At 59.0% G+C, this 24,832-nt stretch carries 26 protein-coding genes; 19 read left to right on the top strand and 7 right to left on the bottom strand.

The features are described 5' to 3' along the window. Positions 1-48: 48 nt before the first annotated feature. Complete coding sequence (locus J5286_RS29930; RefSeq protein WP_209190718.1) at positions 49-1,815, bottom strand: hypothetical protein; 1,767 nt, start codon at positions 1,813-1,815, stop codon at positions 49-51. A 423-nt stretch (positions 1,816-2,238) separates the two neighbouring features. Between J5286_RS29930 and J5286_RS29935 the strand changes: the two genes are divergently transcribed. From J5286_RS29935 to J5286_RS31820, 8 genes are all read left to right on the top strand, one after another. Beyond that, positions 2,239-2,553 (top strand): hypothetical protein, encoded by a 315-nt coding sequence (locus J5286_RS29935; protein WP_037185922.1) that lies wholly within the window; start codon positions 2,239-2,241, stop codon positions 2,551-2,553. 314 nt (positions 2,554-2,867) lie between these two features. Then, positions 2,868-3,305, top strand: coding sequence for a potassium channel family protein (locus J5286_RS29940; protein ID WP_037185921.1), 438 nt, complete (start codon positions 2,868-2,870; stop codon positions 3,303-3,305). Positions 3,306-3,453: 148 nt separating this feature from the next. Next, positions 3,454-5,079, top strand: coding sequence for a bifunctional aspartate transaminase/aspartate 4-decarboxylase (locus tag J5286_RS29945; RefSeq protein WP_037185920.1), 1,626 nt, complete (start codon positions 3,454-3,456; stop codon positions 5,077-5,079). Positions 5,080-5,160: 81 nt separating this feature from the next. Continuing rightward, positions 5,161-6,852 carry an aspartate-alanine antiporter gene (gene aspT / locus J5286_RS29950; protein WP_037185919.1) on the top strand — a complete coding sequence of 564 codons (1,692 nt, stop codon included), beginning with the start codon at positions 5,161-5,163 and terminating at the stop codon, positions 6,850-6,852. 72 nt (positions 6,853-6,924) lie between these two features. Then, positions 6,925-9,636, top strand: coding sequence for an aminotransferase class I/II-fold pyridoxal phosphate-dependent enzyme (locus tag J5286_RS29955; protein ID WP_037185994.1), 2,712 nt, complete (start codon positions 6,925-6,927; stop codon positions 9,634-9,636). Positions 9,637-9,706: 70 nt separating this feature from the next. Beyond that, the gene (gene aspT, locus J5286_RS29960; protein ID WP_037185918.1) at positions 9,707-11,398 is read left to right on the top strand and encodes an aspartate-alanine antiporter; all 1,692 of its coding nucleotides are present in this window, start codon (positions 9,707-9,709) and stop codon (positions 11,396-11,398) included. A 164-nt stretch (positions 11,399-11,562) separates the two neighbouring features. Further along, positions 11,563-11,652: a hypothetical protein gene (locus J5286_RS31815; RefSeq protein WP_245205962.1), complete on the top strand. Its 90-nt coding sequence runs from the start codon at positions 11,563-11,565 to the stop codon at positions 11,650-11,652. After that, entirely contained in the window at positions 11,646-11,999 is a 354-nt protein-coding gene (locus J5286_RS31820; protein ID WP_449090791.1) for a sodium-independent anion transporter, read from the top strand. Before J5286_RS31815 ends, J5286_RS31820 begins: the two co-directional genes overlap by 7 nt. A 260-nt stretch (positions 12,000-12,259) precedes the next feature. Here the strand turns inward: J5286_RS31820 and J5286_RS29970 are convergent, their stop codons facing one another. The 3 genes from J5286_RS29970 to J5286_RS29980 form a co-directional block, all read right to left on the bottom strand. Continuing rightward, on the bottom strand, positions 12,260-13,222 hold the full coding sequence (locus J5286_RS29970; protein ID WP_209190720.1) for a nucleotidyl transferase AbiEii/AbiGii toxin family protein: 963 nt from the start codon (positions 13,220-13,222) through the stop codon (positions 12,260-12,262). Continuing rightward, positions 13,212-14,066, bottom strand: a complete 855-nt coding sequence (locus J5286_RS29975) for a type IV toxin-antitoxin system AbiEi family antitoxin domain-containing protein (RefSeq protein WP_348529265.1) — start codon at positions 14,064-14,066, stop codon at positions 13,212-13,214. The genes J5286_RS29970 and J5286_RS29975 overlap by 11 nt, the downstream gene beginning before the upstream one ends. A gap of 182 nt (positions 14,067-14,248) precedes the next feature. Beyond that, a complete protein-coding gene (locus J5286_RS29980; protein ID WP_280638474.1) occupies positions 14,249-14,476 on the bottom strand; it encodes a helix-turn-helix transcriptional regulator in 228 nt (75 codons plus the stop codon). 257 nt (positions 14,477-14,733) lie between these two features. On the opposite strand from J5286_RS29980, the gene J5286_RS29985 reads away from it, so the two are divergent. After that, positions 14,734-15,510: a hypothetical protein gene (locus tag J5286_RS29985; RefSeq protein ID WP_209190723.1), complete on the top strand. Its 777-nt coding sequence runs from the start codon at positions 14,734-14,736 to the stop codon at positions 15,508-15,510. A 19-nt stretch (positions 15,511-15,529) separates the two neighbouring features. Here J5286_RS29985 and J5286_RS29990 read toward each other — a convergent pair whose 3' ends face one another. Then, positions 15,530-16,363: a universal stress protein gene (locus tag J5286_RS29990; RefSeq protein WP_209190738.1), complete on the bottom strand. Its 834-nt coding sequence runs from the start codon at positions 16,361-16,363 to the stop codon at positions 15,530-15,532. A gap of 194 nt (positions 16,364-16,557) precedes the next feature. Here J5286_RS29990 and J5286_RS29995 point away from each other — a divergent pair, with 194 nt between their 5' ends. Beyond that, the gene (locus J5286_RS29995) at positions 16,558-16,881 is read left to right on the top strand and encodes a TraR/DksA family transcriptional regulator (RefSeq protein WP_209190724.1); all 324 of its coding nucleotides are present in this window, start codon (positions 16,558-16,560) and stop codon (positions 16,879-16,881) included. 27 nt (positions 16,882-16,908) lie between these two features. Continuing rightward, positions 16,909-18,771, top strand: a complete 1,863-nt coding sequence (locus J5286_RS30000) for a heavy metal translocating P-type ATPase (RefSeq protein WP_209190725.1) — start codon at positions 16,909-16,911, stop codon at positions 18,769-18,771. Here J5286_RS30000 and J5286_RS30005 read toward each other — a convergent pair. Beyond that, the gene (locus tag J5286_RS30005) at positions 18,768-19,589 is read right to left on the bottom strand and encodes a universal stress protein (protein ID WP_209190726.1); all 822 of its coding nucleotides are present in this window, start codon (positions 19,587-19,589) and stop codon (positions 18,768-18,770) included. The two genes, J5286_RS30000 and J5286_RS30005, sit on opposite strands and share 4 nt — an antisense overlap. Positions 19,590-19,711: 122 nt before the next feature. Between J5286_RS30005 and J5286_RS30010 the strand changes: the two genes are divergently transcribed. The 8 genes from J5286_RS30010 to arsH all read left to right on the top strand — a co-directional run bounded on the left by J5286_RS30010 (position 19,712) and on the right by arsH (position 24,581). Continuing rightward, positions 19,712-20,170, top strand: coding sequence for a pyridoxamine 5'-phosphate oxidase family protein (locus tag J5286_RS30010; RefSeq protein ID WP_209190727.1), 459 nt, complete (start codon positions 19,712-19,714; stop codon positions 20,168-20,170). A gap of 132 nt (positions 20,171-20,302) precedes the next feature. Next, entirely contained in the window at positions 20,303-20,950 is a 648-nt protein-coding gene (locus J5286_RS30015) for a BON domain-containing protein (RefSeq protein ID WP_209190728.1), read from the top strand. Between the two features lie 112 nt (positions 20,951-21,062). Then, positions 21,063-21,416, top strand: coding sequence for an ArsR/SmtB family transcription factor (locus J5286_RS30020; protein ID WP_209190729.1), 354 nt, complete (start codon positions 21,063-21,065; stop codon positions 21,414-21,416). Continuing rightward, positions 21,410-21,847 carry an arsenic resistance N-acetyltransferase ArsN2 gene (gene arsN2, locus J5286_RS30025; protein WP_209190730.1) on the top strand — a complete coding sequence of 146 codons (438 nt, stop codon included), beginning with the start codon at positions 21,410-21,412 and terminating at the stop codon, positions 21,845-21,847. Before J5286_RS30020 ends, arsN2 begins: the two co-directional genes overlap by 7 nt. 15 nt (positions 21,848-21,862) lie before the next feature. Then, complete coding sequence (locus tag J5286_RS30030; RefSeq protein ID WP_209190731.1) at positions 21,863-22,390, top strand: arsenate reductase ArsC; 528 nt, start codon at positions 21,863-21,865, stop codon at positions 22,388-22,390. Between the two features lies 1 nt (position 22,391). Then, entirely contained in the window at positions 22,392-23,450 is a 1,059-nt protein-coding gene (arsB, locus tag J5286_RS30035; protein ID WP_209190732.1) for an ACR3 family arsenite efflux transporter, read from the top strand. A gap of 2 nt (positions 23,451-23,452) precedes the next feature. Continuing rightward, positions 23,453-23,878, top strand: a complete 426-nt coding sequence (gene arsC / locus J5286_RS30040) for an arsenate reductase (glutaredoxin) (RefSeq protein WP_209190733.1) — start codon at positions 23,453-23,455, stop codon at positions 23,876-23,878. After that, positions 23,805-24,581: an arsenical resistance protein ArsH gene (arsH, locus tag J5286_RS30045; RefSeq protein ID WP_245205947.1), complete on the top strand. Its 777-nt coding sequence runs from the start codon at positions 23,805-23,807 to the stop codon at positions 24,579-24,581. Before arsC ends, arsH begins: the two co-directional genes overlap by 74 nt. Positions 24,582-24,642: 61 nt before the next feature. On the opposite strand, the gene J5286_RS30050 is transcribed toward arsH, so the two are convergent. Next, a partial coding sequence (locus tag J5286_RS30050; RefSeq protein WP_209190734.1) for a hypothetical protein occupies positions 24,643-24,832 on the bottom strand: 190 nt, incomplete at its 5' end.

The raw sequence follows: 24,832 nt of genomic DNA on the forward strand, positions 1-24,832 counted from the left end.
TTGACCCGCTAGGCGTGCGGAAGCGGATGCTTGCAAATTTTCTTCAATTTAACCTGGCGTTGCCGCGCTTGCGGATTCCACCGGAATCCCTAGCCCGCGAAGGCCATTTAGAAAACGCTCCTGGTCCTCCGCACGATGCAGCCGAAGGGCCACTTCGCGGTGAACGTTTTTCATCATCTCGGGCGCGTTGGCGTTCAGCCAGTCCCGCTGCTGCTTGCCTTCAAGGTTTTTCCCCTGCGCGCCGAGGATCGACAGGAGCACCAGGCGGTGCATCGGGTTGTATTCCAGATCGCACATACGTGACCAGAGTTCGGCTGCTTGCAAGTCACCCCGCATGAAGGCACACAGCGCCATTCCAACTTCGTAGTAGCCCTTGGGCCCCGCGCCCTTGTTAAGGGCTCTCGAAATGAGCTCGCAGCCCGACTGCCATTTTCCGGACATCGCCAACCGAAGGCCATACTCGCCCGCGACCTCCGCGTCGTTCGAGTTGCGCGCGTAGGCGGAAGCTCCGGCCTTTAGCGCCGCTTCAATGTCGTTGTTGAAGAAGCTGACCAGCATGCTCGCTTCGAGCGTCCGCGGATCGTCCGGCGCGATCGAGGTGGCGCGCTTCGCGGCATCCGCGGCGAATTTCATCATGTCGGCATCGGCTGCCGTACCAAGCTTGTAGCGAAATCGCATCGCATCGATATAGACGAGCGAAAGCAGCGCCCATGGGGTGGCGTTCTGAGGAGAGAGCAGGGTGGCGTGCTCAAGGCATTCGCGCGCCGCGGTATGGCTTTGCAGGTCCATCGCCCTTCGATAGCTGTAATATGCCGAGGTACACTGGGAAATACCTGCTGCCACGGACCGTGTCGGATCGTCACTGGTGGATGTGAAAACGGCGCCATACGGTTGCGCGATCGCGACGGCGATCTCTTGGCCGATGTCTGCCTGGATTTGTAGGATGCTCCTGACGCGAAGATCGGCGTCGTAGTTGTTTGCCCAGACGACCGCCGCATCGGAGCGACGGACGAGGCGCAGAATCGAGCGCAAATTATCGCCATTGCGCCGAACGCTGCCCTGCAAACTGTAGCTCACTCCGTTTGTATAGTCGGCTCTGGATGGATCGGCGACAACGACAATGTCATTGAAGGTCGCAAGCTGACCGATGACTTCGTCTCGAAGGGCCTGCGCAATATCGGATGTGCGACCATCGGGATCGTCGGATTGGAAAATGCCGACAATGACGATCGGCTCGGACGCGCCCGTCGACTGTAGATCGGCCACGCTCCGGTGCCACTTGAAGGTGCCTGCTGCCGCGCCGACATACATACATGCCGCCGACACGGCTACCAGCATGCCGATCGCCAGCCCGGCGATCCATCGCCTTCGGTAAAGGCGACCATCGCCCGGGGGCAGCAGGTCCGTGCCTCCCACATCATGTGGCGGTTGTTCTCCCAAGCACGCGCCTTGCGTGATTTCGAAGTGCGGAACGTATCCGCCCTTAGGGATCGTGATGACGATCGCATCCGACTGGCCGGCGACAAGGTAATAGCGCTCCAGAGCTCGTCGAATTCGTCCAGCCTCTATCCTGACGACCGGATCGTTCTGGGCGTCAAACGAACTTTGTCGGCCAAAGATCTCGTTTGCGATTGTGAAGGCCTTCAGGAACTGGGATCGTCCCTCGAGTGTCTCTGTCACAACGAACTGAAAGAACTTCCTGCCGCGGTCAGGCGAGTGAAACTCGTTGCTCACGAGAATACGCTCCATCTGCTGCAGGATATCTTCGATCTTGGGTCCTTGGTCGTTCAGCGGCTCGGCTTTTGCGTTGCTCATGATGCCCCTCCGACACGATCACGCAATTATTTTTTAGCGCACCCTAATTGACAATAGCCTTTATATAATAAGTTTCAATGCCTTTGTTGAATGCAGCTTAGAGTAGTTTTATTGGGGATGTCGATGAGATCGAGCCTCGAGTAACTAAAAGCCCTCGAGCTTCGCCATTCTCATCACTTTCACCAGGCACGCTCTGCCAGACAGCGGAAGCTGGTCCAGAAACGCCGCTGTGTTGTTGTAGGCTCGGACTGGAAATCCCGCCGATACCAGCGCAATGTCAGCGATCGGCGCTGTATCTGGTCCATGAAGCGAGCAGGCGTGGGGGTGCGAGCGGGTATGTTCGCGTATCTTACGTCAGTGTGCCTGAAATCTGCAATACAATGACGGTGTCTGCTTGAGGCTGAATCGGCGGCGGGGATTTTGATGAGCCGGAGAGAAAGCAATTCACCGCCAATGTCTGCTCTCGCTGTAGCGGAGATTCATTTTCCTGACCATGTCCGCAAGATTCAACATTTGTTCCATGCGAGCGAAGCGTTCCGTGGCATCTGTGAAGACCTCTCGGTGATTTTTGAGACGCTTGCTCAACTTGATGGCGTCCCGCCCGATGAGAGAGAGATGCGCAGGCAGGAATATGAAGGTCTGGCCGAGGCGCTTGTCAGCGAACTTGGCGAAGCACTTTCACAGTGGAACGTCGTATCGCTCAGGCGGTCCGAGGAGATCAAACCTCGTTCACGGTGACACGGAACATTCATTGCATTTGCACGGGCGGGTCAAAGCGTCATGACAGTGAGATCGTTCGGATTAACCGCCGGGTTCACGACGCTGGCAATCCAACCGGTCCCCTTCGTTCATCGAATGCGGTGTCGATGTCATCTCCGTACTCCAATGCCATGAGAAGGTTGCGTCCGATGATACGGCCGATGGAAGAATGACAGCGGTATGATACTGTATATTACCCCTATGCCGCTGGCAGAGTCCCGCGTTTGCAACGGTCTTCCTCTTCGGCCGCGGAAGCGATAGCCGCGTGCACAAGCGCAAATACGGGAGGTTGCGTGCTGTTACAACTCTTCATCGCGGCTGCCCTTATTGTCGCCACGGTCGCAATACAGGCCATGTTCATGGCCGTGGGGCTTCGCATCTTCCGTCGGCTGGAGGCTAGACATCCTAGGTCTCTCAGGCAGTACGCAACCTTGGTCACGGTTGTCCGGATCGTCTACCTCCTTGTTCCGGTCATTCTAGACGTCGCTCTGTGGGGGATATTCTACACGATGTCAGGGGTCCTGCCGTCCTTCGAGGAAGCTGCCTATTTTTCAGCCGTCACCTTCACGACGGTCGGCTATGGCGACATCGTTCTCGGCAAGGAATGGCGGCAAGTCGCGGTGTTCGAGGCGGTAAATGGCTGGATCATCTTCGGCTGGACGACGGCGCTGATGATGGCCGTGATACAACGGCTCTACTTTCGTGCCGGCGCTGAGGGCGAGCAGCGCTAGCAGCTTGCGCGATGCATCAACGGGTAGCAGGCGTGGATCGCCTTACGTAGCATACCGTATGTTGCGCCAAGCAGCCCTGTAACATACTTCCTTCTCAACGTAGCACGAGCCACCATTCGCCAATCATTGGTTGAGCGAGGAAACTGTGATGGCCGACACTGGTATCTACGCCAAGTTCGAAGACCTGAGCCCATTCGAAATCAAGGATGAACTCATCCGGTTGGCGCAGGCGGACAAGTCCAACCGCACCTACCTGAACGCTGGACGTGGAAACCCGAACTGGATCGCCACACGCGCCCGCGAAGCCTTCTTTCTGCTCGGCCAGTTCGCGCTCACGGAGTGCAAAAGAGTGTCTTTCGACGAGCAGGCGGGGCTCGCCGGCATGCCTCCCGTCGAGGGTTGCTACAAGAGGCTGAAGGCCTGGGTCGAGAAACGCAAGGGTGATCCCGACACACCCGGCGCGGAGACGCTCGACGAGGTTGTCGATTTCGCGATCAGGAAGTTCGCTTTCGATGCCGACACTTTCGTCAACGAGTTGACCGACTCCATTATCGGCGACCATTACCCGGTGCCCGATCGTGCGCTGGTTCACAATGAGGCGATCACCCACGAATACCTCATGTGGGCGATGTGCGCCGGTCACCGACCGAGCGCCAAGTTCGACCTTTATCCGGTCGAGGGCGGCACGGCTGCGATGTGCTACATCTTCAAGGCGTTGAAGAACGCCCGCCTCTTGAACTCCGGCGATACGATCGCGCTGGTGACGCCGATCTTCACGCCATACCTGGAAATGCCGCACCTCGAAGACTACGCCCTGAAGCAGATCCATGTTTCGGCTGAGGCGGAGGATCGCTTTCAGTTGACTGATGAAGACCTGCGTCCGCTGGAGGACAAGACGGTCAAGGCGCTGTTCATCGTCAATCCCGGAAACCCGTCGGCCGTCGCCCTCGACCCGGAATCGTTGAGCCGACTGGTGACGTTCGTCAACAAGAAGCGTCCTGATCTGATGATCCTAACGGATGACGTCTATGGCACCTTTGTTCCGAATTTTGAATCGGTGATGGGACATCTGCCGCACAACACCATCGGCGTCTATTCCTATTCCAAGTATTTCGGCTGCACCGGCTGGCGGCTCGGTGTCGTCGCCGTCGCGCAGGACAATATATTCGACAAGATGATCCAGGCCTTGCCGGCGGCGACGCAAAAGTTGCTCGATGCCCGATACAAGGCGCTAACGCTCAAGCCTCGCGAGGTGAAGTTCATCGACCGTATCGTGGCCGACAGCCGCGATGTGGCTCTCAACCACACGGCTGGTCTTTCCCTGCCGCAACAGGTGATGATGTCGCTCTTCGGCCTCGTCGAGATGCTCGACGACGACAAGGTCTACCAGAAGGCCTGCATGGCGATCTGCGAAAAACGCTTTCACAAGCTCATGGACGGCATGGGCATTGAGTTCCAGGCGCGCCCGTACTTCGATCGCTACTACGGCATTATCGACTACGAGTTCTGGGCGCGCAAATACGTCGGCAATGACGTGACCGACTGGGTAAAGGAAAACATCCATCCGCTCGACATCGCCTTCAAGCTCGCGGAAGACCACGGCATCGTGGTTCTCAACGGTTCGGGCTTCGAGGCTCCCAACTGGTCCGTGCGGGTGTCCTTCGCCAACCTGCCCGATGAGGCCTACACCTCGATCGGCCGGGCAATCCGCGCTGTCGCGCGCGGCTATCTGCAGGCCTATCGCGCGGCCAAAGGCGAGGTCGCGCAGCCCTAATCACTCAGCCACAGCACGCCAAGCCAGAGTTGGGCGACGAGGTCTCGACACGTACCCTGCAGTCAAACAAGTGAGGACCCGATGATAGAGTGGTTTGTCAGTACACTTCGTACCTATCCGGAAATTGCAATATTTCTGTCATTGGGGCTGGGTTACTATTTCGGGTCGTTCACCTTCAAAGGGCTAGGGCTCGGAGCGGTCACGGCGACGTTGATTGCCGCCGTCTTGATCGGGCAACTTGGGATCACAATCTCCCCGCCCATGAAGTCAACGTTCTTCCTCCTGTTCCTGTTCGCCATCGGCTACGGCGTCGGTCCGCAGTTCGTGCGCGGGATCGCGAAGGATGGTATCCCGCAAGCACTCTTCGCGGTCGTCGTCTGCTTCTTCTGCCTGGGTGCCGCCTATTTCGGCGCGCTGTTGGCCGGCTATGATATCGGCTCCGCGGTCGGGCTCTACGCAGGTTCGCAGACGATCTCCGCCTCGATGGGGCTTGCAACCGACGCAATCGGTCGCCTAGGACTGCCGCCGGAGCAGAGCAAGGCGATGCTGGATGCGATGCCGGTGGCATACGCGGTCACCTATATTTTCGGCACGGTCGGCTCGGCCATCGTCCTTGCCCTCCTTGGCCCGGCCCTGATGAACATCGACCTCGAAGCCGAATGCAAACGCTACGAGGAGCAGCACGGCGGAAAGAAGGTCCTCGGCGGAGCCGGCACCGCGTGGCACAACTATGAACTGCGCGCCTACAGGGTGAAAGACGATGCCAGGATCGTCGGCATGACGGCGCATCAGGCCGAGGGCTTGCTGCCGTCGGAGCGCGTTTTCGTCGAGCGCATTCGCCGTGCCGGCGTGGTGCAGGACGCTACGGTGGACACCGTGATCATGGCGGGAGACATCGTCGCGGTGGCTGGCCGCCGGGAGGTGCTGGTAGATCTGATCGGCAGCGTGGCGGATGAGGTCGATGATCGGGAGCTGCTCGCTGTCCCTGCCGACGGTGTCGATGTCTTCGTCACCAGCAAGGAGGTGGACGGCAAGACGCTTGCTGAGCTAGCCGCGCGGCCGACGGCTCGCGGTGTGTTCCTGCGCAAGATCGTCCGTGGCGCGACTGCCACGGAGATTCCGATCCTGCCGAACACCAAGGTTCATCGCGGCGATATCCTCACCATCGTCGGCCGCACGCAGGATACGAGCGCCGCGACCAAGGACCTTGGGCGCCCGGACGCGCAGACCGATGTCGCGGATGTCGCCTTCATCGGCGCGGCCATCACGATCGGTGCCCTCGTAGGCGCGCTGACATTCAAGATCGGCAGCGTTCCGCTCACCCTGTCGACCTCAGGTGGCGCGCTGATCTCCGGGCTGTTCTTCGGCTGGCTTCGCTCGGTGCGCCCGACATTCGGCCGCATTCCCTCACCGACTGTCTGGTTCATGAATTCCGTCGGCCTCAACATGTTCATTGCTGTCGTCGGCATATCGTCGGGACCGGGCTTTGTCGCCGGCCTGCAGCAGCTCGGCTTCAGCCTGTTCCTGTGGGGTATCGCCGTGACGACGGTTCCGCTGATCCTGTCCATGTATGTCGGCAAGTACATTTTCCGCTTCCACCCGGCCATTCTGCTCGGCTGCTGCTCTGGCGCGCGAACGACGACGGCTTCTCTCGGCATGATCAATGATCGAGCGAAAAGCCAGATCCCCGGCCTCGGCTACACGGTGACCTACGCCGTCGGCAACACGCTGCTGACCATCTGGGGCATGGTGCTCGTGCTGCTCTTGGCCTGACCTTGCGGGGGAATAGCCATGGCTTGCCAGCCATGGCCGGACAATCAATCGGAACCCACGCTGGAGAGCGAGATGCCTAGCAAGACCGCACGGATCGATCAGTTTCTGCTAATCCATTCCGCCCGCGCCGACAACTGGCGCGAACTGACAACGCTCGCCGATGCCTGGGCGGCCGGACACGGTGACAGGGCAGCGCTGGAGGCGGCGCTGTCCGCGCTGGAGGCGGTCGAGGAATACCACGCCTACCCGGGCGCGCAGTTGCTGGCGGCATTGCGGGAGCGCATCGCCACGAATGACGCAGGCGGTGCTGCAAAGTTGGCGCGACGCATCTCCAATGGGCTGCTGACACATGCCTATCGTGGTCGCCCGAGTGAGTGGGACGTACACGAGGAGATGTCGCCGGGGGAGGTGGCCGATGTCATGCCGCCCGCAACGGGTGAATTCGGCGCGGCGCGGCCTTATTTCGAAGCTCTGTTCGTCAACAGCCAGCCGGCCGCACGTTGGCCCGCCTTTGCCAAGGAAATCCGTCGACTGCGTCGGCCCGAAGATGCTTTCGTCTACGAACCGATCATCGTCGGCTCCTTCGAGGATGCCGTCTGCGCGGTACTGCTGAACCCCGATATCATCTCGGTCGTTCTCGCCGAAGGCTTCCCCTACCGCTCGCGTTACGACGCGCCGGTGCTGCGTTCGGTGCTTGATCCACTTGGAGAGACCGACAGCGCCGACATGTCGGCATTGCGGCTGGCACGCGGCTTGCGGCGGGTTCGCCCCGAACTCGACGTCTATCTGCTGTCCGATCGTCAGGTGGAGAAGATTGCCGGCGATCCGACTGCCGACGCCATCCGCCGGATTTTCTACGCTGTCGAGGAACCGCTGGAAATGCATCTTGCCATACTCGAAGGCGTACAGGCGCGCTACGAAACACCGTTCTTCGACAATCTGAAGAGATATGCGCGGCGGCCGATAGGGACATTTCACGCGCTGCCGATCGCTCGTGGCAAGTCGGTCTTCAAGTCAAGCTGGATCCGCGACATGGGTGAGTTCTACGGCCTCAATCTGTTCCTGGCGGAAAGCAGCGCGACCACGGGCGGCCTCGACAGTCTTCTGGAGCCGACCGGCAACATCAAGCGCTCGCAGGACCTAGCGGCCCGCGCCTTCGGCGCCGACCAGGTGTTTTTCGTCACCAACGGGACATCCACATCCAACAAGATGGCCGTGCAGGCATTGCTGGCGCCGGGCGATATCGCCGTCGTCGATCGCAACTGCCACAAGTCGCATCACTACGGCATGGTGCTGACCGGCGCGCAGCCATATTATGTCGAAGCATTTCCGATGACGGCCTATTCCATGTACGGCGCCGTGCCGCTTGCGACCATAAAGAGCGCTTTGCTGGCGCTGCGGGCGGAAGGCCGTCTCGACCGGCTGAAGCTGCTCGACCTGACTAACTGCACCTTCGACGGGCACATGTACAATGTGCGTCGGGTGATGGAGGAATGCCTCGCGATCAAGCCGGATCTCATCTTCCTCTGGGATGAGGCCTGGTCCGGGTTCGCCCGGTTTTCGCCCTTCCTGCGTCCACGCACGGCCATGGGCGCCGCCGCGGATATCGAGGAATGGTTGCGCGACCCGGCCTCCATCAAGGCCTACGAGAAACAGCAGGCCGATCTTGGCAACAAGCCCTCCGACGAAACACTGCTCGCCGCGCGGCTGATCCCCGACCCGCGTCAGGTGCGCCTTCGCGTCTACCAGACCAACTCGACGCACAAGTCCATGTCGGCCATTCGGCAGGGGTCGATGCTGCTGGTGAAGGACGTAGACTTCCATACGGTCGAGGCCCAGTTCCACGAAGCGGTCTTCACCCATGCCTCGACCAGTCCGAACCAACAGCTGATCGCCAGCCTCGATGTCGCCCGCCGGCAGATGGAGCTCGAAGGCTATGGGCTGGTGATGAACGCCATCGAGATATCCCTGAAGATCCGGCGAGCCATCAACGAGCATCCGCTGATCTCCAGATATTTCCGCGTTCTCGGGGCCGAGGAGATGATCCCCGATGCCTATCGCCAGTCGGGATTCAAGGATTACCTCGCGCCCGGCTCGACCTGGGCAACGGTGGTCAAGGCGATGCGGGACGACGAGTTCTATCTCGATCCGACGCGCATGACGCTCGTCTGCGGCACCGCCGGCTTCGACGGCACGCAATTCAAGGGTTTGCTGGCCAACGGCTACGACATCCAGCTCAACAAGACATCGCGCAACAGCGTGCTGCTGCAGTCCAATATCAACAACACCAGGAGCGATGTCGCGCACCTGATCCGGGTGCTCGTCGAGATCTGCCACGGCATCGAAAAGCGCCTGGCGGATGGTGGTGAGGGCGAACGAGCCGCCTTCGCTGCGCGGGTAAAGTCGCTGATGACCGATGTTCCCGATCTTCCGAATTTCAGTCATTTTCACAAGGTGTTTCGAGGCGACGCAGGAAAGAAGACGCCGGAGGGCGACATGCGCGCCGCATTCTTCAATGCCTATGATCCGTCGATCTGCGAATACGTGCCGCTGATCGGCGCCGAATGCGAGAAGCGGCTGCGGGATGGGCCGGAGATGGTCTCGGCCAACTTCGTCATCCCCTATCCACCGGGGTTCCCAATCATGGTGCCGGGTCAGGTGCTGACGCAGGAGACCATCGATTTCATGCGTAAGCTCGATGTGAAGGAGATCCATGGTTACGAGAAGGCGAGGGGACTCAAACTGGTCAAGCCGGATGCGGTCGCGGCTAAGGCGAAGCGCTGATTAACGTCGCGGCAGTACCGGCCATGCCGAATGCCGCTGCGTGTGCTCAGGAAGAGGGATTAGGCAGCGGATGGTCGGGGTTGAACAATTCCTCGTCAAGTATCCAGAGCTTTCGGTGTTCCTAGCGATCAGCATCGGATACCTGATCGGCGGCATCAGGCTGGGCGGTTTCGGTCTCGGGCCGGTCACCGGATCCCTGTTTGCGGGAATATTGATCGGCCAGTTCGCCGACGTGCCGATTGCCGGCATGGCGAAATCGTTTCTGTTCCTGCTGTTTCTCTTCGGTATCGGCTACTCCGTGGGCCCGCAATTCCTGCAGGCTTTGAAACGAGACGGGATGAAGCCTGTCTTGCTTGCGATCGTCGTCTGCGTGACGGGCCTGCTGACCGCCATCGCTGTTGCCAGGATCCTTGGCCTCGACCCCGGCTTTTCCGCGGGACTGCTCTCTGGATCGCTCACCGAAAGTCCGGCGATGGGCACAGCGACGGAGGCGATCAACGCATTGCCACTGCCGGAAGCGGATCGAGCGCGCTTCGTGGCTCACATCGCCGTCGCCGATGCCGTCTGCTACATATTCGGCGCTCTTGGCGTCATTCTCTTTTGCAGCTCCGTCGGCCCAAGGCTCCTCGGCATCAATCTCGTTGCCGAGGCCTTGAAGCTAGAGCAGGAACTCGGGATGACCCGAACGGCAGCGGGTGTCGCTTCCGCTTGGCACAGGTTTGAGTTGCGGGCATATCGGGTCGCGGAGAATGCGCCAATCGTCGGCGCGTCGATGATTGACGCCGAGGCGAGACTTCCGGAGCAAAGGCTTTTCATTCAGCGCTTGCGAAGGAGAGGGACGATCATCGAGGTTGCGCCCGAGATCCTCATCGAGCCCGGTGATATCGTTGCCGTGTCGGGTCCGCGAGAGACGTTGGTACGGGTCTTGGGTCCGCGAACCGAGGAGGTCGAGGATCGTGAGCTTCTCGAAATCCCCGTATCCACCGCGAATGTTGTGCTGACATCCGGGGAACTCAGGGGGCGCAGCCTTGCGGATATCGCGACGCTTGGCTGGACGCGCAGCCTGTACCTGCGTGGCATCACGCGCGGCGGTCACGACATTCCATTGGCCCCTGGCGTCAACGTGGAACGCGGTGACATCGTCCGCCTTGTCGGACCGGAATCGGTGGTCTCTCGCGCCGCCAAGCAGATTGGCGTGACCGTCGCACCGACGACGTCGACGGACTTCTTCGTTCTCGGGCTTGCTATCTTCTTGGGTGGACTCATCGGCGTTGTCGTGGCATTTCCGATCGGTAATATGAGAATCTCCTTGAGCGCCAGCGTCGGCACCTTGCTGGCGGGGTTGCTGGTCGGGCACCTGCGCACGCGCTTTCCCCTGTTCGGGCGCATACCCGATGCGGCGGTGTCGCTGATGACGGCGCTCGGGCTGTCCGCCTTCGTCGCCATGACCGGCTTGCATGCCGGGCCCATCTTCGTCTCGGCGGTCTCCGAGGCCGGGATAGGCTTGCTGTTCGGTGGCATGGTCGTGACCCTTCTGCCGATGATCGTCGGGCTTTATGTCGGGCGTTACCTGTTGCGGATGAACCCCATCCTGCTGCTCGGCGGACTGGCGGGGGCGCAGACCATGACGGCCGCCATGGCGGCGGTTCAGGAGCGATCGGGGAGCACGGTGGCGGTTCTCGGCTACACGCCGGCGGTTCCGATCGGCCACATCCTGCTAACGACCTGGGGAACCGTGATCGTCAACGTCGTTGCCGGATAGCGACGGCATTGATGATGAAGGTCCGATACGCCGAGCGGTTCGGGAAAGAGGACAGCATGCATCGGTCGTCAAAACCTCGAAATTCCGGAAATGCGACGGACCGGACGTTTCGACCGGACCTCGTCGCGGGTCTGACGGCGGCGGCGGTCGTATTGCCGAAGGCCATGGCCTACGCCACCGTCGCAGGACTGCCCGTCAGCATCGGTTTCTACACTGCCTTCCTTCCGATGATCGGACTTTCCAAGGGCTGTTGATTGTCCGGCCGGAAGGCAGGCTGTTTTTTGTCAACGCGCAGATGGTTGCCGACCGCATTCGAGAATTGACGCTGCAACACAATCCGGACGTCCTGATGCTCGACTTGAGCCGGGTATTCGACATAGAATATACCGCGCTTCAGATGTTGGTGGAAAGCGAGCGCAACCTTGCTGAGCACGGTGTCGTTCTCTGGTTTGCCGGACTCAACCCTGACGTACTTGACTATGTCACCGCCTCGGGCTTTGCAGGCAGCATGGAAGAAGGACGCATGTTTTCTAGCGGCCAGGCAGGCATTTCTTATTACCAGAAAAACAGGACGGCATCACGTCACGCATTTGAAATTTGAGATATTCGGTCGGCGTTTCAAACCCAATTTGAGCATGACAAAATTATCAGGCTATTACGCTCTAAAGTGCAAGAGTACGCTACCGGTACCAGCTTCGAACACACTGGTAGCTACCTAACAAGGCAGTCAAAATCTTAACAACGCATGGAACTTTAAGCGGGATCAATCGAATCAATAGCCTAGCCTCTTCGAGGCGGTCCGTCATAGGTCCAAATCCCATCACGGCGATGTATGTCGAAGCTGAGGTTCATCGCTGAAATCTATGTAAGAAATGAGCGCTTAGCCGCTTCGTGGTCGCTGCTGGCCTGTGGCACGATCTCCTCGATCTCACGCCTCTGCTGCGCATGTTTCTCTGGATTTTGGGCTTTCAACTTTTCCAGGTTCAGAAGCTTCCAGCGGACGGCGGGAAGTTCGGCCGCCTGGGGCAAGCCAATTGCGCTGAAATCCGGGTCGGCATCGTGGAGTGACAGCAGGAAGCGCATCGCCTTGTCGTCGAGCTTCGCGAGGATATCCGCCGTCATCCGAGCCCTTGTTGTTTTAAGATCCTCGAGGCCGACACGCTCGATCGTCATCCCGTCGAACTCTTTCACGAAGGCTTCGTCGAGGTCTGCGAGAGAAGGCCTGACCAACTCGTGCGGCGGGCGCCCGGAGCTGGCGACATAGATCAGAAAAGTCCGGAACAGGGCGTCGGTCAGCCCTTCGTTTTCATATAGCAGCTTCACATCGAAGAGGTCTCGCGGATGCTGCCGGTCCACTGCCGCGTGCAGCTTGCCGCCGAACAGGTCCTCGAACGAGACTACCTGCATTTCGGCGAACCCGAATGTGTCCTCGACGGCCGCGCTCACACGTCGGCGTTCGGGCGGATGGACCGTTCCTCGCGCAACGGGTGACGTCTCGATCTTGATTTCGGCATTTCCCTGCCGGATGAGAACGCGTGTGTCATTGTTTCCGCCGCCGGCAATCCTCTGGACGCTCACACCGCGTAGATTACGGATCAAGTCCTCACGAATGTGCTCCAGAGTCGCGTCGATATTTTTCAGCGTCGTCTCACGGTCCTGGATCGGCAGATAGGTCAGATCAATATCGACCGAGAGCCGCGGCATGTCGCGATAGAAGAGGTTGATCGCAGTGCCACCCTTCAGAGCGAAGGTCTCGTGGCGGGCGATGAACGGAAGGGTACGCACGAGGAGGTCGACCTGGCGCATGTATTGTTCACGGGCCATTCGGAGTCTCCTCTGGCATAAAGTCGGCCGGGACTGTGATGCGGTAGATAGGATGCAGCCGGCCGCCCGGCGTCAGCGCCCGATCACCCTTGCCGAGATCGATTGAGGACATGTCAATGTACCGGCGCCAGGCATGATTATGCTTGTCGGCAAAGACAAAGAAGAGGCGTTTTGTTTTTACACTTTGGCACAAACAGAGGAGCGTGGTCAGCAGTCTCGGGCGCAGATTGGCAAGGCTCTCAAACGCCACGTCCACCTTATGGAAGCTTTCGCCCTGCGGGACTTCGTCGAGCATTTCGAGAATCGCGCGTTCGGGTGTGGACATCGGCATCGGCCAGCGCCATGGGCTCTGTACTAGTTCCGGATCCTTATTGTTGGAAAGGTCGAAATCCGCTTCTTGAACGCCAGTCGCTCCTTCGCCGAACAAGACGTTGCTTCTGGTCTTGACGTCGGCGTCCGTCCGCAGCTTCGATAGCCACCGCGGGATATTGGATCCGTACAGATAAAGGGTGAATTCGCCGCCTAACGACAGGTAATGAGCATGTCCCTGCAAAGAGAGAGAAGTCGCTCCACCGACATGAAATCTATGCTGCATAAGCCAGACTGCCGAGAGCACGGGTATCTTCCAGCCTCCGACGACGTTTGGGTTAGTGCCCGATGAAAATGGACGGCGGTACAGGCCCGACTTGACGGGCTCGAGCCAGCCCTGTCTTACGTAGCCTGAGACGGACTGCCTCGAGATTGCGTGCCGATTCATCCAGTCCGAATCCACCAAGAAACCAGGTGGGACTTGATGGAGAAGTTGCTTTAGCTTTGTTTCTCGTTGTCCACTCATGGTTGACATTCTAGCGTAAAAATAAAGTCTATGCGAGGCCTACTTTACCGATGTAGAAATATGTCTATTTTCAATGGACTTCTCGCGACAATCATAAAGTCGCTATTGGGCGAGCACTGCTCCATCCCGCGCCAGGGTCAAAACGGACTCTATGCAGTCGATCAGGCGGTGCAGAGCCGGCAGTAATCGGACTAGTCCCCGGATTTCGTGATACGAACCCCGACTCCATTTTCGAATAGGAATTCCAGACCTGCCGCCTCAAATGCTAGTTGGATTGTCTTCAAAGTCGCAGTGTGCCCAGTTTTTCCGCCTTCAATACGGGTTACCGTAGCCGGAGTAACGCCAGCCGCTTTTGCAAGATCTCTTACACCCCATTTCAGTGCCGCGCGAGCCATACGAATTTGATCCCCTGTTATCATATTATAACCTTGACATAATTATTACTTGCTTCAAACTCTTTGTTTGCTGTCGCACGACGGTCAAGAGAGGAGCTGCAATCCTCACTTGACCTAACCACAATCTAGCTACCAGGAGCTTGGATCATGGCTGATTCTGAGAATAGCAGAAGTTTGCCCGCAATGAGGCGCCGAAAACTCCCCTACCTACTCGCGGCGTTTTCACCGGTTTCTGGAGCATCAAGTCGATATAGGTTTCATTGGAACCGAGGGGTGCGCAAATGACCGGTTCGGAACACACTATTGATGAAACGCGCCGGAGCTTATTGGCCAGCGCCGCCGCATCGATTATCAACACACAGGAAGTGGTTCGACTTGCAAAGGTTGGGAATGGTGCGGATCCCACCGTGGTCTTATGGCGCGATTGGCTGACGGCGCACAGATCGTTCGGCGAAGCCTGTCGTCGGCAGCAAAGACTCGAGACTGAAATGCTCCGCGAGCTTGGCAGCTTTCCACGGGTGCAAATCGCTCTCTTTGAGGACGACGGTTTCATCTGGGCCTACACTGCTGACGAAATCAATCGCCTTTTGTCCTGCCCCACACAGCGCACCATTCGGCGCGCGACTCTGGCTGAACTCGCGGCTCGGCATGCTGACTGGAATAGAGTGGATCATCGCATCGGATACTCCAAAGCCAAGCACAAGGAAGCGGAAGCCGCCAAAGCAGAGGATGAATTATCCGAAGCGCTGTGGAACGCCGTGCCCCGATCGTTCGCTGGCATCGCGGCGAAGCTACATTGTGTCCTAGAAATGGAAGATCCAGGCTCGGGCATACAAGAAGCACCGTGGCCGCAGCTAAGAGCTATTCTCGCCGATCTCATCAGGATCGCGGCACCGGACAATTGCTCTTTGAGGGGAGCAGCCCAGTGTAGAGAGTACAAATCGCTGCGCTGGCTGTCCCAAACGCAGCGCCATCTATTCATATCCCTTCAAGACCGAGCCCTCGACCTCCCATACCTTGTCGTGGCAGAGGGGATTGGTGAATCGAGATTGTATTGACGTTGCAGACGTGGCGCTCTCAATGCGAGAGGAATATAGGTGTCTTCCCGTCCTCGATCATGTTTCGGGTCATGCCTCCAAATAGCGTTTGCTGCCAGCGGGGATGATTATATGCGCCCATCACGATAAGATCGGCCCCTACGTCGATTGCGTGCTGCCGGATAACTTCGTCGGATTTGCTGCCGCCGCTTGCTAGGCGATCTACCTGTACCTTCACGCCGTGACGTGCCAGAAATCCTCCAACGTCAGCGCCTGGGTCCTCACCGTTGACCCGTTCATTGGACAGCGGATCGACCATCGTCACATAAACGCATTCTGCCGCTTTCAGAAAATCGAGCGCCTGTCGGGCTGCGCGCGATGCTTCGTCGCTTGAATCCCATGCAAGCAGCACTGATTTAACGTTGGCCTGCAGGGGTTTCGTACCGCGATTTATGATTACCGGAGTGGGTGTGCGGAACAGCGCACCCCCGATGATACGCTTGCGGAGATCCTCATCGGCAGCGGCCTGACGGCCGATGAGAACGATGTCGGCGTAGAGAGCCCGTTCCGCTATGTCCTCATGGGCCCAGGCAAATTCTGTATAGATCTCCTGGACATCGTACGACAGTTCACTTCGTGACAGCACGTCTCGTACCTGCGCTGTTTTTTCGGACAGCTCGTCGATTTCGCGCTGTTGAGCGTCCAGCCACGCGATCGACGCAGCACCGTATATGCCGTCCATGGGCGCGGTCCCCATGCAGATGACAACGGTACTCAAGTGTGCCCCGGCGTCTCGGCAGAATTCGACCGCAGCCTTCAGATCTTCCGCGTAACTCTTGGAATTCAGGATGCTCAGGACTGTGCAAATGGACATGTCAGCCACCTCTTTGTTTGGAGAGAGCAGGATAGGCCAACCTGCATGGCTGTCTTTGATCTTGGTCAACCAGCTGTGCTCCCCTTAGGCCGAATATCCAGATGCGCCGGGATTGCGCGAGATCAAAGACCTGGTCGACCAGCCATGTCAGTGTCTCCGATACCTAGTGGAGTTTGAGCAAAAGGAGATCCACGATGGAAGCATCGGTCGTCAAAAACCAGTTGAAGAACTTGAAAAGCGACTTGGAGCGTCGGCTCGCAGCGATTGACAGGGATTTATCCGCGCGCTTGGACGCGGACAGCGAGGAGCGCGCCCTGCAGGTCGAAAACGATGAAGTGCTTGTGGCGATGCGCGAAGAGGCAGGCACGCAGATCGCGGCCACCGACGCTGCGCTTGAACGGCTTAGCAGCGGAACATATGGTGACTGTGTCAAATGCCATATGCAGATTGGCGAAGACCGTCTCGCAGCGCTCCCCTACACGCCCTTCTGCGCCGAATGCGCCCAATCTTGCGATTGATAACGACGGCTCGACGGGGGACGTTCGATGGCAATCGCACCAGTTATGGACTACAATAAACAGGCTACCAGGCCTACCGTAGAGCGCTTTTCGCCCCTCGCTTCACGTGCCGCCCTGTTGGCGCTCTGGTCCACAGGATCGATCGCAGCCGCAGCCGTCTTTCATCTTGCGGGACACCCCACGGCATATGCGAATGCGCTCGTTGCCGTCATTGGCGTGGTACTGGCGGCGCTGTGTGTTGAGATTGCGAGCAAGGTCAAGCGAGGGGATTTCGGTCTCGATCTCATCGCGGCGCTGGCAATGGCCTCGTCATGGTGGTTTTCGGAATATCTCGCAGGTGCGATCGTCGGCCTGATGTATTCAGGCGGTCAGTTCCTCGAAGCATACGCCCATCGGCGCGCCGACAAGGGTATGTCAGCACTACTGGCGCAGGTCCCGCGCACCACACTTCGGCTCACTGGCAATGACCTTGACCAGATACCTCTCGAAGCCGTTGCTGTCGGGGACACACTGCTGATCAGAAAAGGGGATCTGGTGCCAGCCGACGGTGTCCTCCTTTCTCGAAATGCTTCAATCGATCAGGCTGTCCTCACCGGAGAGCCTTACCCGACCTCCTTTGAAGAAGGTGCGCGTATTGCAAGCGGCGCGACAAACGCCGGAGATGCTATCGAGATCCGTGTTCTCAATCGTGCCGAGGACAGCACCTATGCCAGCATTGTGAGACTGGTCGAGGCGTCGAGGCACTCCAAAGCGAAGTTGATGCGCTTGGCTGATCGCTTCTCGATCTGGTTTCTGGTGGTAACAATTGCCATCGCGGCGACCGCGGCGATCATGTCAGGAGATGTATCCCGCGTGGTTGCTGTGCTTGTGGTCGCAACCCCGTGTCCGTTGATCCTCGCCGTCCCGGTTGCGCTTGCCGCCGGAACGTCACGCGCTGCCAGGGTAGGCATCCTGGTCAAAGGGGCAGGGCCATTGGAAGCACTGGCCCAGGTGTCTGTCGCCGTTTTTGACAAGACCGGTACACTTACCGCGGGAAGGCCGCGTGTAAGCGCTATCCACGGACCCGAACAGCCCGAAAAAGTTCTCCGTCTCGCGGCTTCGGTCGACCAGGCTTCGAGTCATGTTGCCGGTCAGGCGCTCGTTGAAGAAGCGCATCGCCGTGGACTGGCGCTGAGCAAGCCTTCCGAAGTGACTGAGACGGCGGGGTCGGGCATTTCCGGAATTGTTGAAGGTGTAGAAGTCAGCGTTGGAAAGGCGAGCTATTTCGCAAACAGACCGTCGGTCGCAGATGATGCGGAGATGGCCAAAATGACGGCGCGTGTTCTGATCAATGGGATCGATGCAGGAACGATCACGTTCGAGGACAGCCTGCGTCCTGATGCCGTTCAACTTGTCGCTCGACTTCGAGAAGCGGGCATTGCGCGCGTTGTGCTGGCGACAGGCGACGAAACAATGGTGGCAGACGCCGTGTCGCGCGTACTAGGAATGGATAGTGTCGAGGCTCAGCTTACTCCCGCAGACAAAGTTGGCGTTATTGAGAGGGAGCGCGCTGCCGGCCGCGTGCTTATGGTGGGAGATGGTGTGAACGACGCGCCGGCGCTGGCCGCGGCCGATGTCGGTCTGGCAGTGGGCATGAAGAACCTGGCGGCGGCGGCGGAGGCGGCGGACATTCTTCTCGTGAGGGACGATCTTTTGGCGATCGTTTCGGCGATCAAAATCGCACGCAGGTCACGCAACATTGCGTTGCAGAGCGTCTACGCAGGTATCGGCCTCTCTTTGGTCGCGATGGTGTTCGCAAGCGCTGGCGTTCTTCCGCCGGTGGCCGGCGCCTTGCTTCAGGAAGTCATTGACGTGGCAGTCATTATCAACGCACTGCGCGCCCTTTCCTAGTGCGCCATCAGCACCGGCAAGTCACATTTTCCCAAAAGCTCCCGGGTCACGCCGCCAAGGATGAATTCGCGGAGTCGGGAATGTCCAAAGCCACCCGCGACAAGAATGTCTGCCTTTTGCTCTACCGCAGCTGATTGCATGGCGGATGCCGGCGTTTGTGATCCGGCATGCAAAGCTAGATCTTCCACACCAAGGCCGGAACGCTTTAGTGTGGAAATAAACAAGGCGCGGCTTTTTTCGTCGATCTCCTTGTCGTCGACAATCGAGATGACGTGCACTTTTGTAGCGCGGTCCAGAAACAGCCGGGCACTTGATATCGCCTTGGCTGCCGCACAACTTCCGTCCCACGCGATGGCTACCGTATCTATCCGACCGCAGACGCTTGTGGCGGGGAAAAGAACCACGGGTCGCCCGCTTCCGAACAGCAGGGTTTCGGTCAACGTGCGTGTGAGATCAGACGCCTCAAGCACCGAAAGGTCGTGTGTCTTCGCAATCTGTGCGAAGGTGTCGTATACGTTTGGCTCACGCGTGCGGAAGCCATGAATTTGTACATCAATGCCGGTTTTGGCCTCGGCTTCGCGGATGTGATCGCGAAGAGATGTTCCACAATCCCTACTGTAGTTTTCGGCTTGCGCCCTGAGGGCGTCCACATCGATCGCCGTAGGGAATGACTGACGTATCGGCGAAATCGTCACCTCTGGGATACTTGCCAGCAGATCCGCGCCAGACTGACGCGCCAGATCAATCGCATTGTCGATGATGGTGAAGGAACTGCCGTCTGGGTAGGTGGGCAGCGGCAGGTGAAACTGCGGTTTCATGGAAATCTCCTCTGACGGGTCTGTCTGATCATGCGCCGAGGCGCGCATTCCGCATTGAGCTTGATCAAGGTGACATTTGCGTAACCGGTTAAAATCGCTCCGATCAGGACGGAGGAATGGGCATGACCATGAAACTGACGGAATTGAATCCGCGCGAATGCTACGAGCTTCTCGAGAATGCGCGATTTGGACATCTTGCTTGTTGCAAGGATGGCCAGCCCTATGTCGCGGCCATCTACTTCTCCTTTGCGGAAGGTGTCGCATTCAGTTTCTCGATGCCGGGCAAGAAGCTCGACTGGATGCGAGAAAACGACAAGGTCTGCCTCTACGTCGAACATCATCCTCAGGGTGGCGGATGGACAAGCGTCGTTGCCGATGGCCGTTTTGAGGAGTTTCCCGACAGTGATCCTTGGCGTGGGGAGAGGTTCCATGCCTGGTCCTTGCTGCAGAAGCACAATGACTGGTGGGAGATGGGCTCGATGAAGCCTCGTGATCTACCGGTGCTGAACGAGTCGCCGCATGCCTTCTACGGCATCAGGCTGACGACGGTATCGGGACGCACCGCAGTGAAAATCGATTGATCATTGGTCTCGCCGTGCGCCTCGCGGATTGTCCGCTGCAAAGCATCGCGCTGCCGTGACCCTATTGATGAAGATCAACGTCAGGACCTGCGGGCATGGCATAATTCAAGCTGCAAACTGAAGGAGGTTGTCATGAACGACATTCAGCTCAGACAGAATATTCTCGACGAACTGGAATTTGAACCAAGCATCGATGCCGCGGACATTGGCGTTGCAGCCGAAAACGGCATTGTAACGCTGTCCGGCCATGTCAGGACCTACGCCGAAAAGGAGACAGCAGAACGGGCTGTGAGGCGCGTGAAGGGCGTGCGCGGGATCGCTGCCGAGATTGATGTCCGAATCTTCGGGGCAAAGGAAACGGATGATGACGATATCGCCAGGCGCGCGGTAAAGATGTTGGACTGGAATGTGTCCGTTCCAAAGGAAGCCGTACAAGTCCGCGTTCTGAAAGGATGGGTGACCCTCAGAGGAGAGGTCGAGTGGCAGTATCAGAAGGACGCGGCATTTGATGCCGTCCGCGATCTGGCAGGTGTAGTCGGCGTATCAAATCTCGTGACGCTCACACCGAAGTTAAGCGCTGTCGATGTAAAGAAGCGCATCGAGGATGCTTTCCTGCGCGACGCCGAAGTGGAGGCGAAAACGATCCGCGTCGCTGTTGAGGGCAGAAACGTTATTCTCTCTGGCAACGTGAAAACCTGGTCGGAACGGCGTGCCGCCGAGCGCGCGGCTTGGTCCGCTCCTGGGATCATCAGCTTGGACGATCGTCTGACGATCGGATAACGCTTAACGCTGGGGCGTGGTGAGACCATGCCGCGCCCTCTTTTTGTTGGGCGAGCGCCGCCATTCCAAAGGCAGAGATTGACAGATCAAACATATCCATTATTCTGGATTTATGGAGAAGAATTACGCAATAGCAGCCCTTGCGGCCTTGGCCCAGAACACGCGCCTCGAGACATTTCGGTTGCTCGTGCGGCACGAACCGGATGGAATTCCGGCAGGCGAGCTCGCCCGGCTCCTCGATGTCCCGCAGAACACGATGTCGGCGCATCTTGCGACGCTGTCCCGTGCGGGGTTGGTGAAGAGCGAGCGCCAGAGCCGATCAATCATCTACCGGGCCGACCTAGACGGCCTGCGCGACCTGACACTATTTCTGCTGAAGGACTGCTGCGGCGGATCGACAGAGCTTTGCGCTCCCCTGATCGCAGAACTCACGCCGCGCTGTGCGCCGCGGGCGAAGCCATGTTGAGCACGATCGCATTGCACGAAGTGGCCGGTAGCGACGCTCGTCTCCGCGAAGCGCTCCGTGCCGCGGATCTCCCGACCGATGACATTGAAGACGAAGGCCGCGCCTTCCTTGAAGCCGTCTTCGGCGACGGCCAAACGATCGGGTATGCCGGCCTCGAACGATGCGCCGGCGATTACCTGCTGCGGTCTGTTGTCGTTCTCCCGGAACATCGGGGGCATGGGTTCGGCCGGGCAATCGTCGAGGAAACGCTTCGAGGCATCGACGGCGATGTCTTCCTCGCGACGACGAGTGCCGCGCCGTTTTTCTCGAGCATCGGGTTTTCAGCGGTGCCGCGGGCCGAAGTGCCGGCCCCCGTGCTCGCGACCCGTCAGCTTTCCTCCATTTGCCCCTCCTCGGCGACCATCATGAAGCTCAGCAGGCCTCCGACCTAACCACGGACCACGACCATGACTAACAAGACCTATAACGTGCTGTTCCTCTGCACGGGCAATTCCGCTCGCTCTATTCTCGCCGAGTCCATCCTCAACGAAGAGGGCGGCGGCCGGTTCAAAGCCTATTCCGCCGGCAGCCGGCCGAAGGGCGAAGTCAATCCGCACGCGCTGAAGGAACTGGATGCGCTCGGCTATCCATCGACGGGTTTCTCATCGAAGAGTTGGGACGTGTTCGCCGAGGCAGGTAGCCCAGAGATGGATTTCATCTTCACCGTCTGCGACAGCGCAGCGGGAGAAGCCTGCCCGGTCTGGACTGGCCATCCGATGACCGCTCATTGGGGTGTCGAGGATCCGGCGGCCGTCGTCGGCACTGAAGTCGAGATCCAGCGCGCTTTCGCCCAAGCTGCACGGTTTCTGAAGAACCGGATCATCGCCTTCATCAACTTGCCCATCGCCTCGATCGACCGCCTGGCCCTTGAACAACACGTTCGCCAGATCGGTTCATTGGAAGGCGCATCGGTCAAATCCGCGCAGGCCGAGTAAGATGTCGACATTTGAACGATACCTGACCGTCTGGGTCTTCCTCTGTATCGCCGTCGGCGTTGCCCTCGGCCACTTGATGCCCGGCGTCTTCCAGATCATCGGCGGCGCCGAGATCGCCAAGGTCAACATCCCCGTCGCGATCCTGATTTGGCTGATGATCATCCCGATGCTGCTGAAGATCGATTTCCGATCGTTGGCGCAGGTCGGCTCCTACTGGCGCGGGATCGGCGTCACGCTGATCATCAATTGGGCGATCAAGCCATTCTCCATGGCTTTGCTGGGATGGCTGTTCGTCGGCTGGCTATTCCGACCCTATCTGCCGGCCGACCAGATCGACTCTTATATCGCAGGCCTGATCATCCTTGCCGCAGCGCCTTGCACGGCCATGGTCTTCGTCTGGTCGAACCTGACACGGGGTGAGCCGCTGTTCACCCTCTCGCAAGTGGCCTTGAACGACGCGATCATGGTCGTCGCCTTCGCACCGATCGTCGGCCTCCTGCTCGGTCTCTCGGCCATCACCGTTCCCTGGGCGACGCTTGCCCTGTCGGTCGCGCTTTACATCGTGGTTCCCGTCATCATCGCCCAAGTGCTGCGGAGCTACTTGACGGCCGACGGCACAACAGGCGCGCTCGACCGCTTGCTTGCGAAGCTGCAGCCAATGTCGCTTGTCGCGTTGCTTGCCACCCTCGTCCTGCTGTTCGCCTTCCAGGGGGAGCAGATTATAGCCCAGCCGACCATCATCGCGTTGCTGGCCGTGCCGATCCTGATCCAGGTCTATCTAAACTCCGGGCTGGCTTACCTCTTGAACCGCATAGCAGGCGAGCGCCATTGCGTCGCGGGGCCGTCCGCTCTTATCGGTGCCAGCAATTTCTTCGAACTCGCGGTTGCCGCCGCCATCAGCCTGTTCGGATTTCAGTCGGGCGCGGCACTGGCCACTGTCGTCGGAGTTCTGATCGAGGTTCCGGTGATGCTGTCCGTCGTCTGGATCGTGAACCGCTCGAAGGGTTGGTACGAGACATCGCCCGCCGTTTCCCGTAACACCATCATCGAAAGGCCCTGACCATGGACGTCACCATCTATCACAATCCCGCCTGCGGCACGTCTCGCAATACGCTGGCGCTGATCCGTGCCGCCGGGATCGAACCCACCGTCATCGAGTACCTGCAGAACCCGCCATCGCGCGAGCAGCTCGCAACGATGATCGCAGATGCAGGCCTGACGGTCCGCGAAGCGATCCGTGAGAAGGGCACGCCCTATGCGGAACTCGGCCTCGACAATCCGGGCCTGACGGACGCGCAGTTGCTGGACGCGATGATCGCCACCCCGATCCTGATCAACCGGCCGCTCGTCGTTACGCCGCTTGGCACCAGGCTTGCTCGCCCTTCGGAGGTCGCGCTCGACATTCTGCCGGCCGATGCCTTCAAAGGACCCTTCACCAAGGAAGACGGCGAACAGGTCCTCGACAAGGAAGGAAAGCGCATTGTCTGAGACATTTCCCGCATTGCATGACAGCCATCTTCAGCCCATCGCGCCAGAATCCCTTCGCCCGGCGTTCTCCACGCACAAGCCGAGAATCCTGATCCTCTATGGATCGCTCCGGGAAGTGTCGTATAGCCGTCTCCTTGCCTTCGAAGTCCGCCGGCTGCTCGAGCGCCTCGGATGCGAGGTGCGGATATTCGACCCGGCCGGATTGCCGCTCCCGGACGAGGCACCCGTCAGCCATCCCAAGGTTCAGGAGCTGCGCGACCTCACGCAATGGTCGGAAGGCCAGGTCTGGATCAGCCCGGAGCGCCACGGCGCGATGACAGGCATCATGAAGGCGCAGATCGACTGGATCCCGCTGTCGCTCGGCTCCGTCCGCCCGACGCAGGGCAAGACGCTGGCGGTGATGGAGGTCTCCGGCGGCAGTCAGTCCTTCAACGCTGTGAACCAGTTGCGCATCCTCGGCCGCTGGATGCGGATGATCACCATTCCCAATCAGAGCAGCGTGGCAAAGGCGTTTCAGGAATTCGACACCGACGGCCGGATGAAGCCATCTTCCTACTATGACCGCGTCGTCGACGTCTGCGAGGAACTGGTGAAGTTCACCATCATGACACGCGATGCCTCTTCCTACCTCACCGACCGATATAGCGAGCGGAAGGAAGAGGCGGCCGAACTGGAGAAGAGGGTGTCGCTCAAGTCGATCTGAAAAACATGATGGCAGCAGGGCGATCCACTCAAACCAAGCAGCGTATCAGGCTTGGCATCCGCTAGACCTTCGGGTCAGGCAAGCGGATTTGTGATCCGGACAGCAGTTGCCGGATCTTCAAAGACATCTCTAAAGCGGTGTAGGGTTTTTTTGGGCGTGTCGCAAAGCCGGCGATAGGACGCGTTGAGCCGATAATCACCCAGCTTTTACGCTTTGTTAACCTTTTGAAGTCCGAAGAGGCGCCCGAGCAG

The sequence above is a fragment of the Rhizobium sp. 16-488-2b genome, from assembly GCF_017741815.1.
Taxonomy (GTDB): Bacteria; Pseudomonadota; Alphaproteobacteria; order Rhizobiales; family Rhizobiaceae; genus Rhizobium.

Coding starts and splice junctions, on each gene's coding strand:
- J5286_RS29930 (WP_209190718.1), bottom strand. CDS start 1,815: ATGAGCAACGCAAAAGCCGAGCCGCTGAACGACCAAGGACCCAAGATC.
- J5286_RS29935 (WP_037185922.1), top strand. CDS start 2,239: ATGAGCCGGAGAGAAAGCAATTCACCGCCAATGTCTGCTCTCGCTGTA.
- J5286_RS29945 (WP_037185920.1), top strand. CDS start 3,454: ATGGCCGACACTGGTATCTACGCCAAGTTCGAAGACCTGAGCCCATTC.
- aspT (WP_037185919.1), top strand. CDS start 5,161: ATGATAGAGTGGTTTGTCAGTACACTTCGTACCTATCCGGAAATTGCA.
- J5286_RS29955 (WP_037185994.1), top strand. CDS start 6,925: ATGCCTAGCAAGACCGCACGGATCGATCAGTTTCTGCTAATCCATTCC.
- aspT (WP_037185918.1), top strand. CDS start 9,707: ATGGTCGGGGTTGAACAATTCCTCGTCAAGTATCCAGAGCTTTCGGTG.
- J5286_RS31815 (WP_245205962.1), top strand. CDS start 11,563: ATGGCCTACGCCACCGTCGCAGGACTGCCCGTCAGCATCGGTTTCTAC.
- J5286_RS29970 (WP_209190720.1), bottom strand. CDS start 13,222: ATGGCCCGTGAACAATACATGCGCCAGGTCGACCTCCTCGTGCGTACC.
- J5286_RS29975 (WP_348529265.1), bottom strand. CDS start 14,066: ATGTCAACCATGAGTGGACAACGAGAAACAAAGCTAAAGCAACTTCTC.
- J5286_RS29980 (WP_280638474.1), bottom strand. CDS start 14,476: ATGATAACAGGGGATCAAATTCGTATGGCTCGCGCGGCACTGAAATGG.
- J5286_RS29985 (WP_209190723.1), top strand. CDS start 14,734: ATGACCGGTTCGGAACACACTATTGATGAAACGCGCCGGAGCTTATTG.
- J5286_RS29990 (WP_209190738.1), bottom strand. CDS start 16,363: ATGTCCATTTGCACAGTCCTGAGCATCCTGAATTCCAAGAGTTACGCG.
- J5286_RS29995 (WP_209190724.1), top strand. CDS start 16,558: ATGGAAGCATCGGTCGTCAAAAACCAGTTGAAGAACTTGAAAAGCGAC.
- J5286_RS30000 (WP_209190725.1), top strand. CDS start 16,909: ATGGCAATCGCACCAGTTATGGACTACAATAAACAGGCTACCAGGCCT.
- J5286_RS30005 (WP_209190726.1), bottom strand. CDS start 19,589: ATGAAACCGCAGTTTCACCTGCCGCTGCCCACCTACCCAGACGGCAGT.
- J5286_RS30010 (WP_209190727.1), top strand. CDS start 19,712: ATGACCATGAAACTGACGGAATTGAATCCGCGCGAATGCTACGAGCTT.
- J5286_RS30015 (WP_209190728.1), top strand. CDS start 20,303: ATGAACGACATTCAGCTCAGACAGAATATTCTCGACGAACTGGAATTT.
- J5286_RS30020 (WP_209190729.1), top strand. CDS start 21,063: ATGGAGAAGAATTACGCAATAGCAGCCCTTGCGGCCTTGGCCCAGAAC.
- arsN2 (WP_209190730.1), top strand. CDS start 21,410: ATGTTGAGCACGATCGCATTGCACGAAGTGGCCGGTAGCGACGCTCGT.
- J5286_RS30030 (WP_209190731.1), top strand. CDS start 21,863: ATGACTAACAAGACCTATAACGTGCTGTTCCTCTGCACGGGCAATTCC.
- arsB (WP_209190732.1), top strand. CDS start 22,392: ATGTCGACATTTGAACGATACCTGACCGTCTGGGTCTTCCTCTGTATC.
- arsC (WP_209190733.1), top strand. CDS start 23,453: ATGGACGTCACCATCTATCACAATCCCGCCTGCGGCACGTCTCGCAAT.
- arsH (WP_245205947.1), top strand. CDS start 23,805: ATGCCTTCAAAGGACCCTTCACCAAGGAAGACGGCGAACAGGTCCTCG.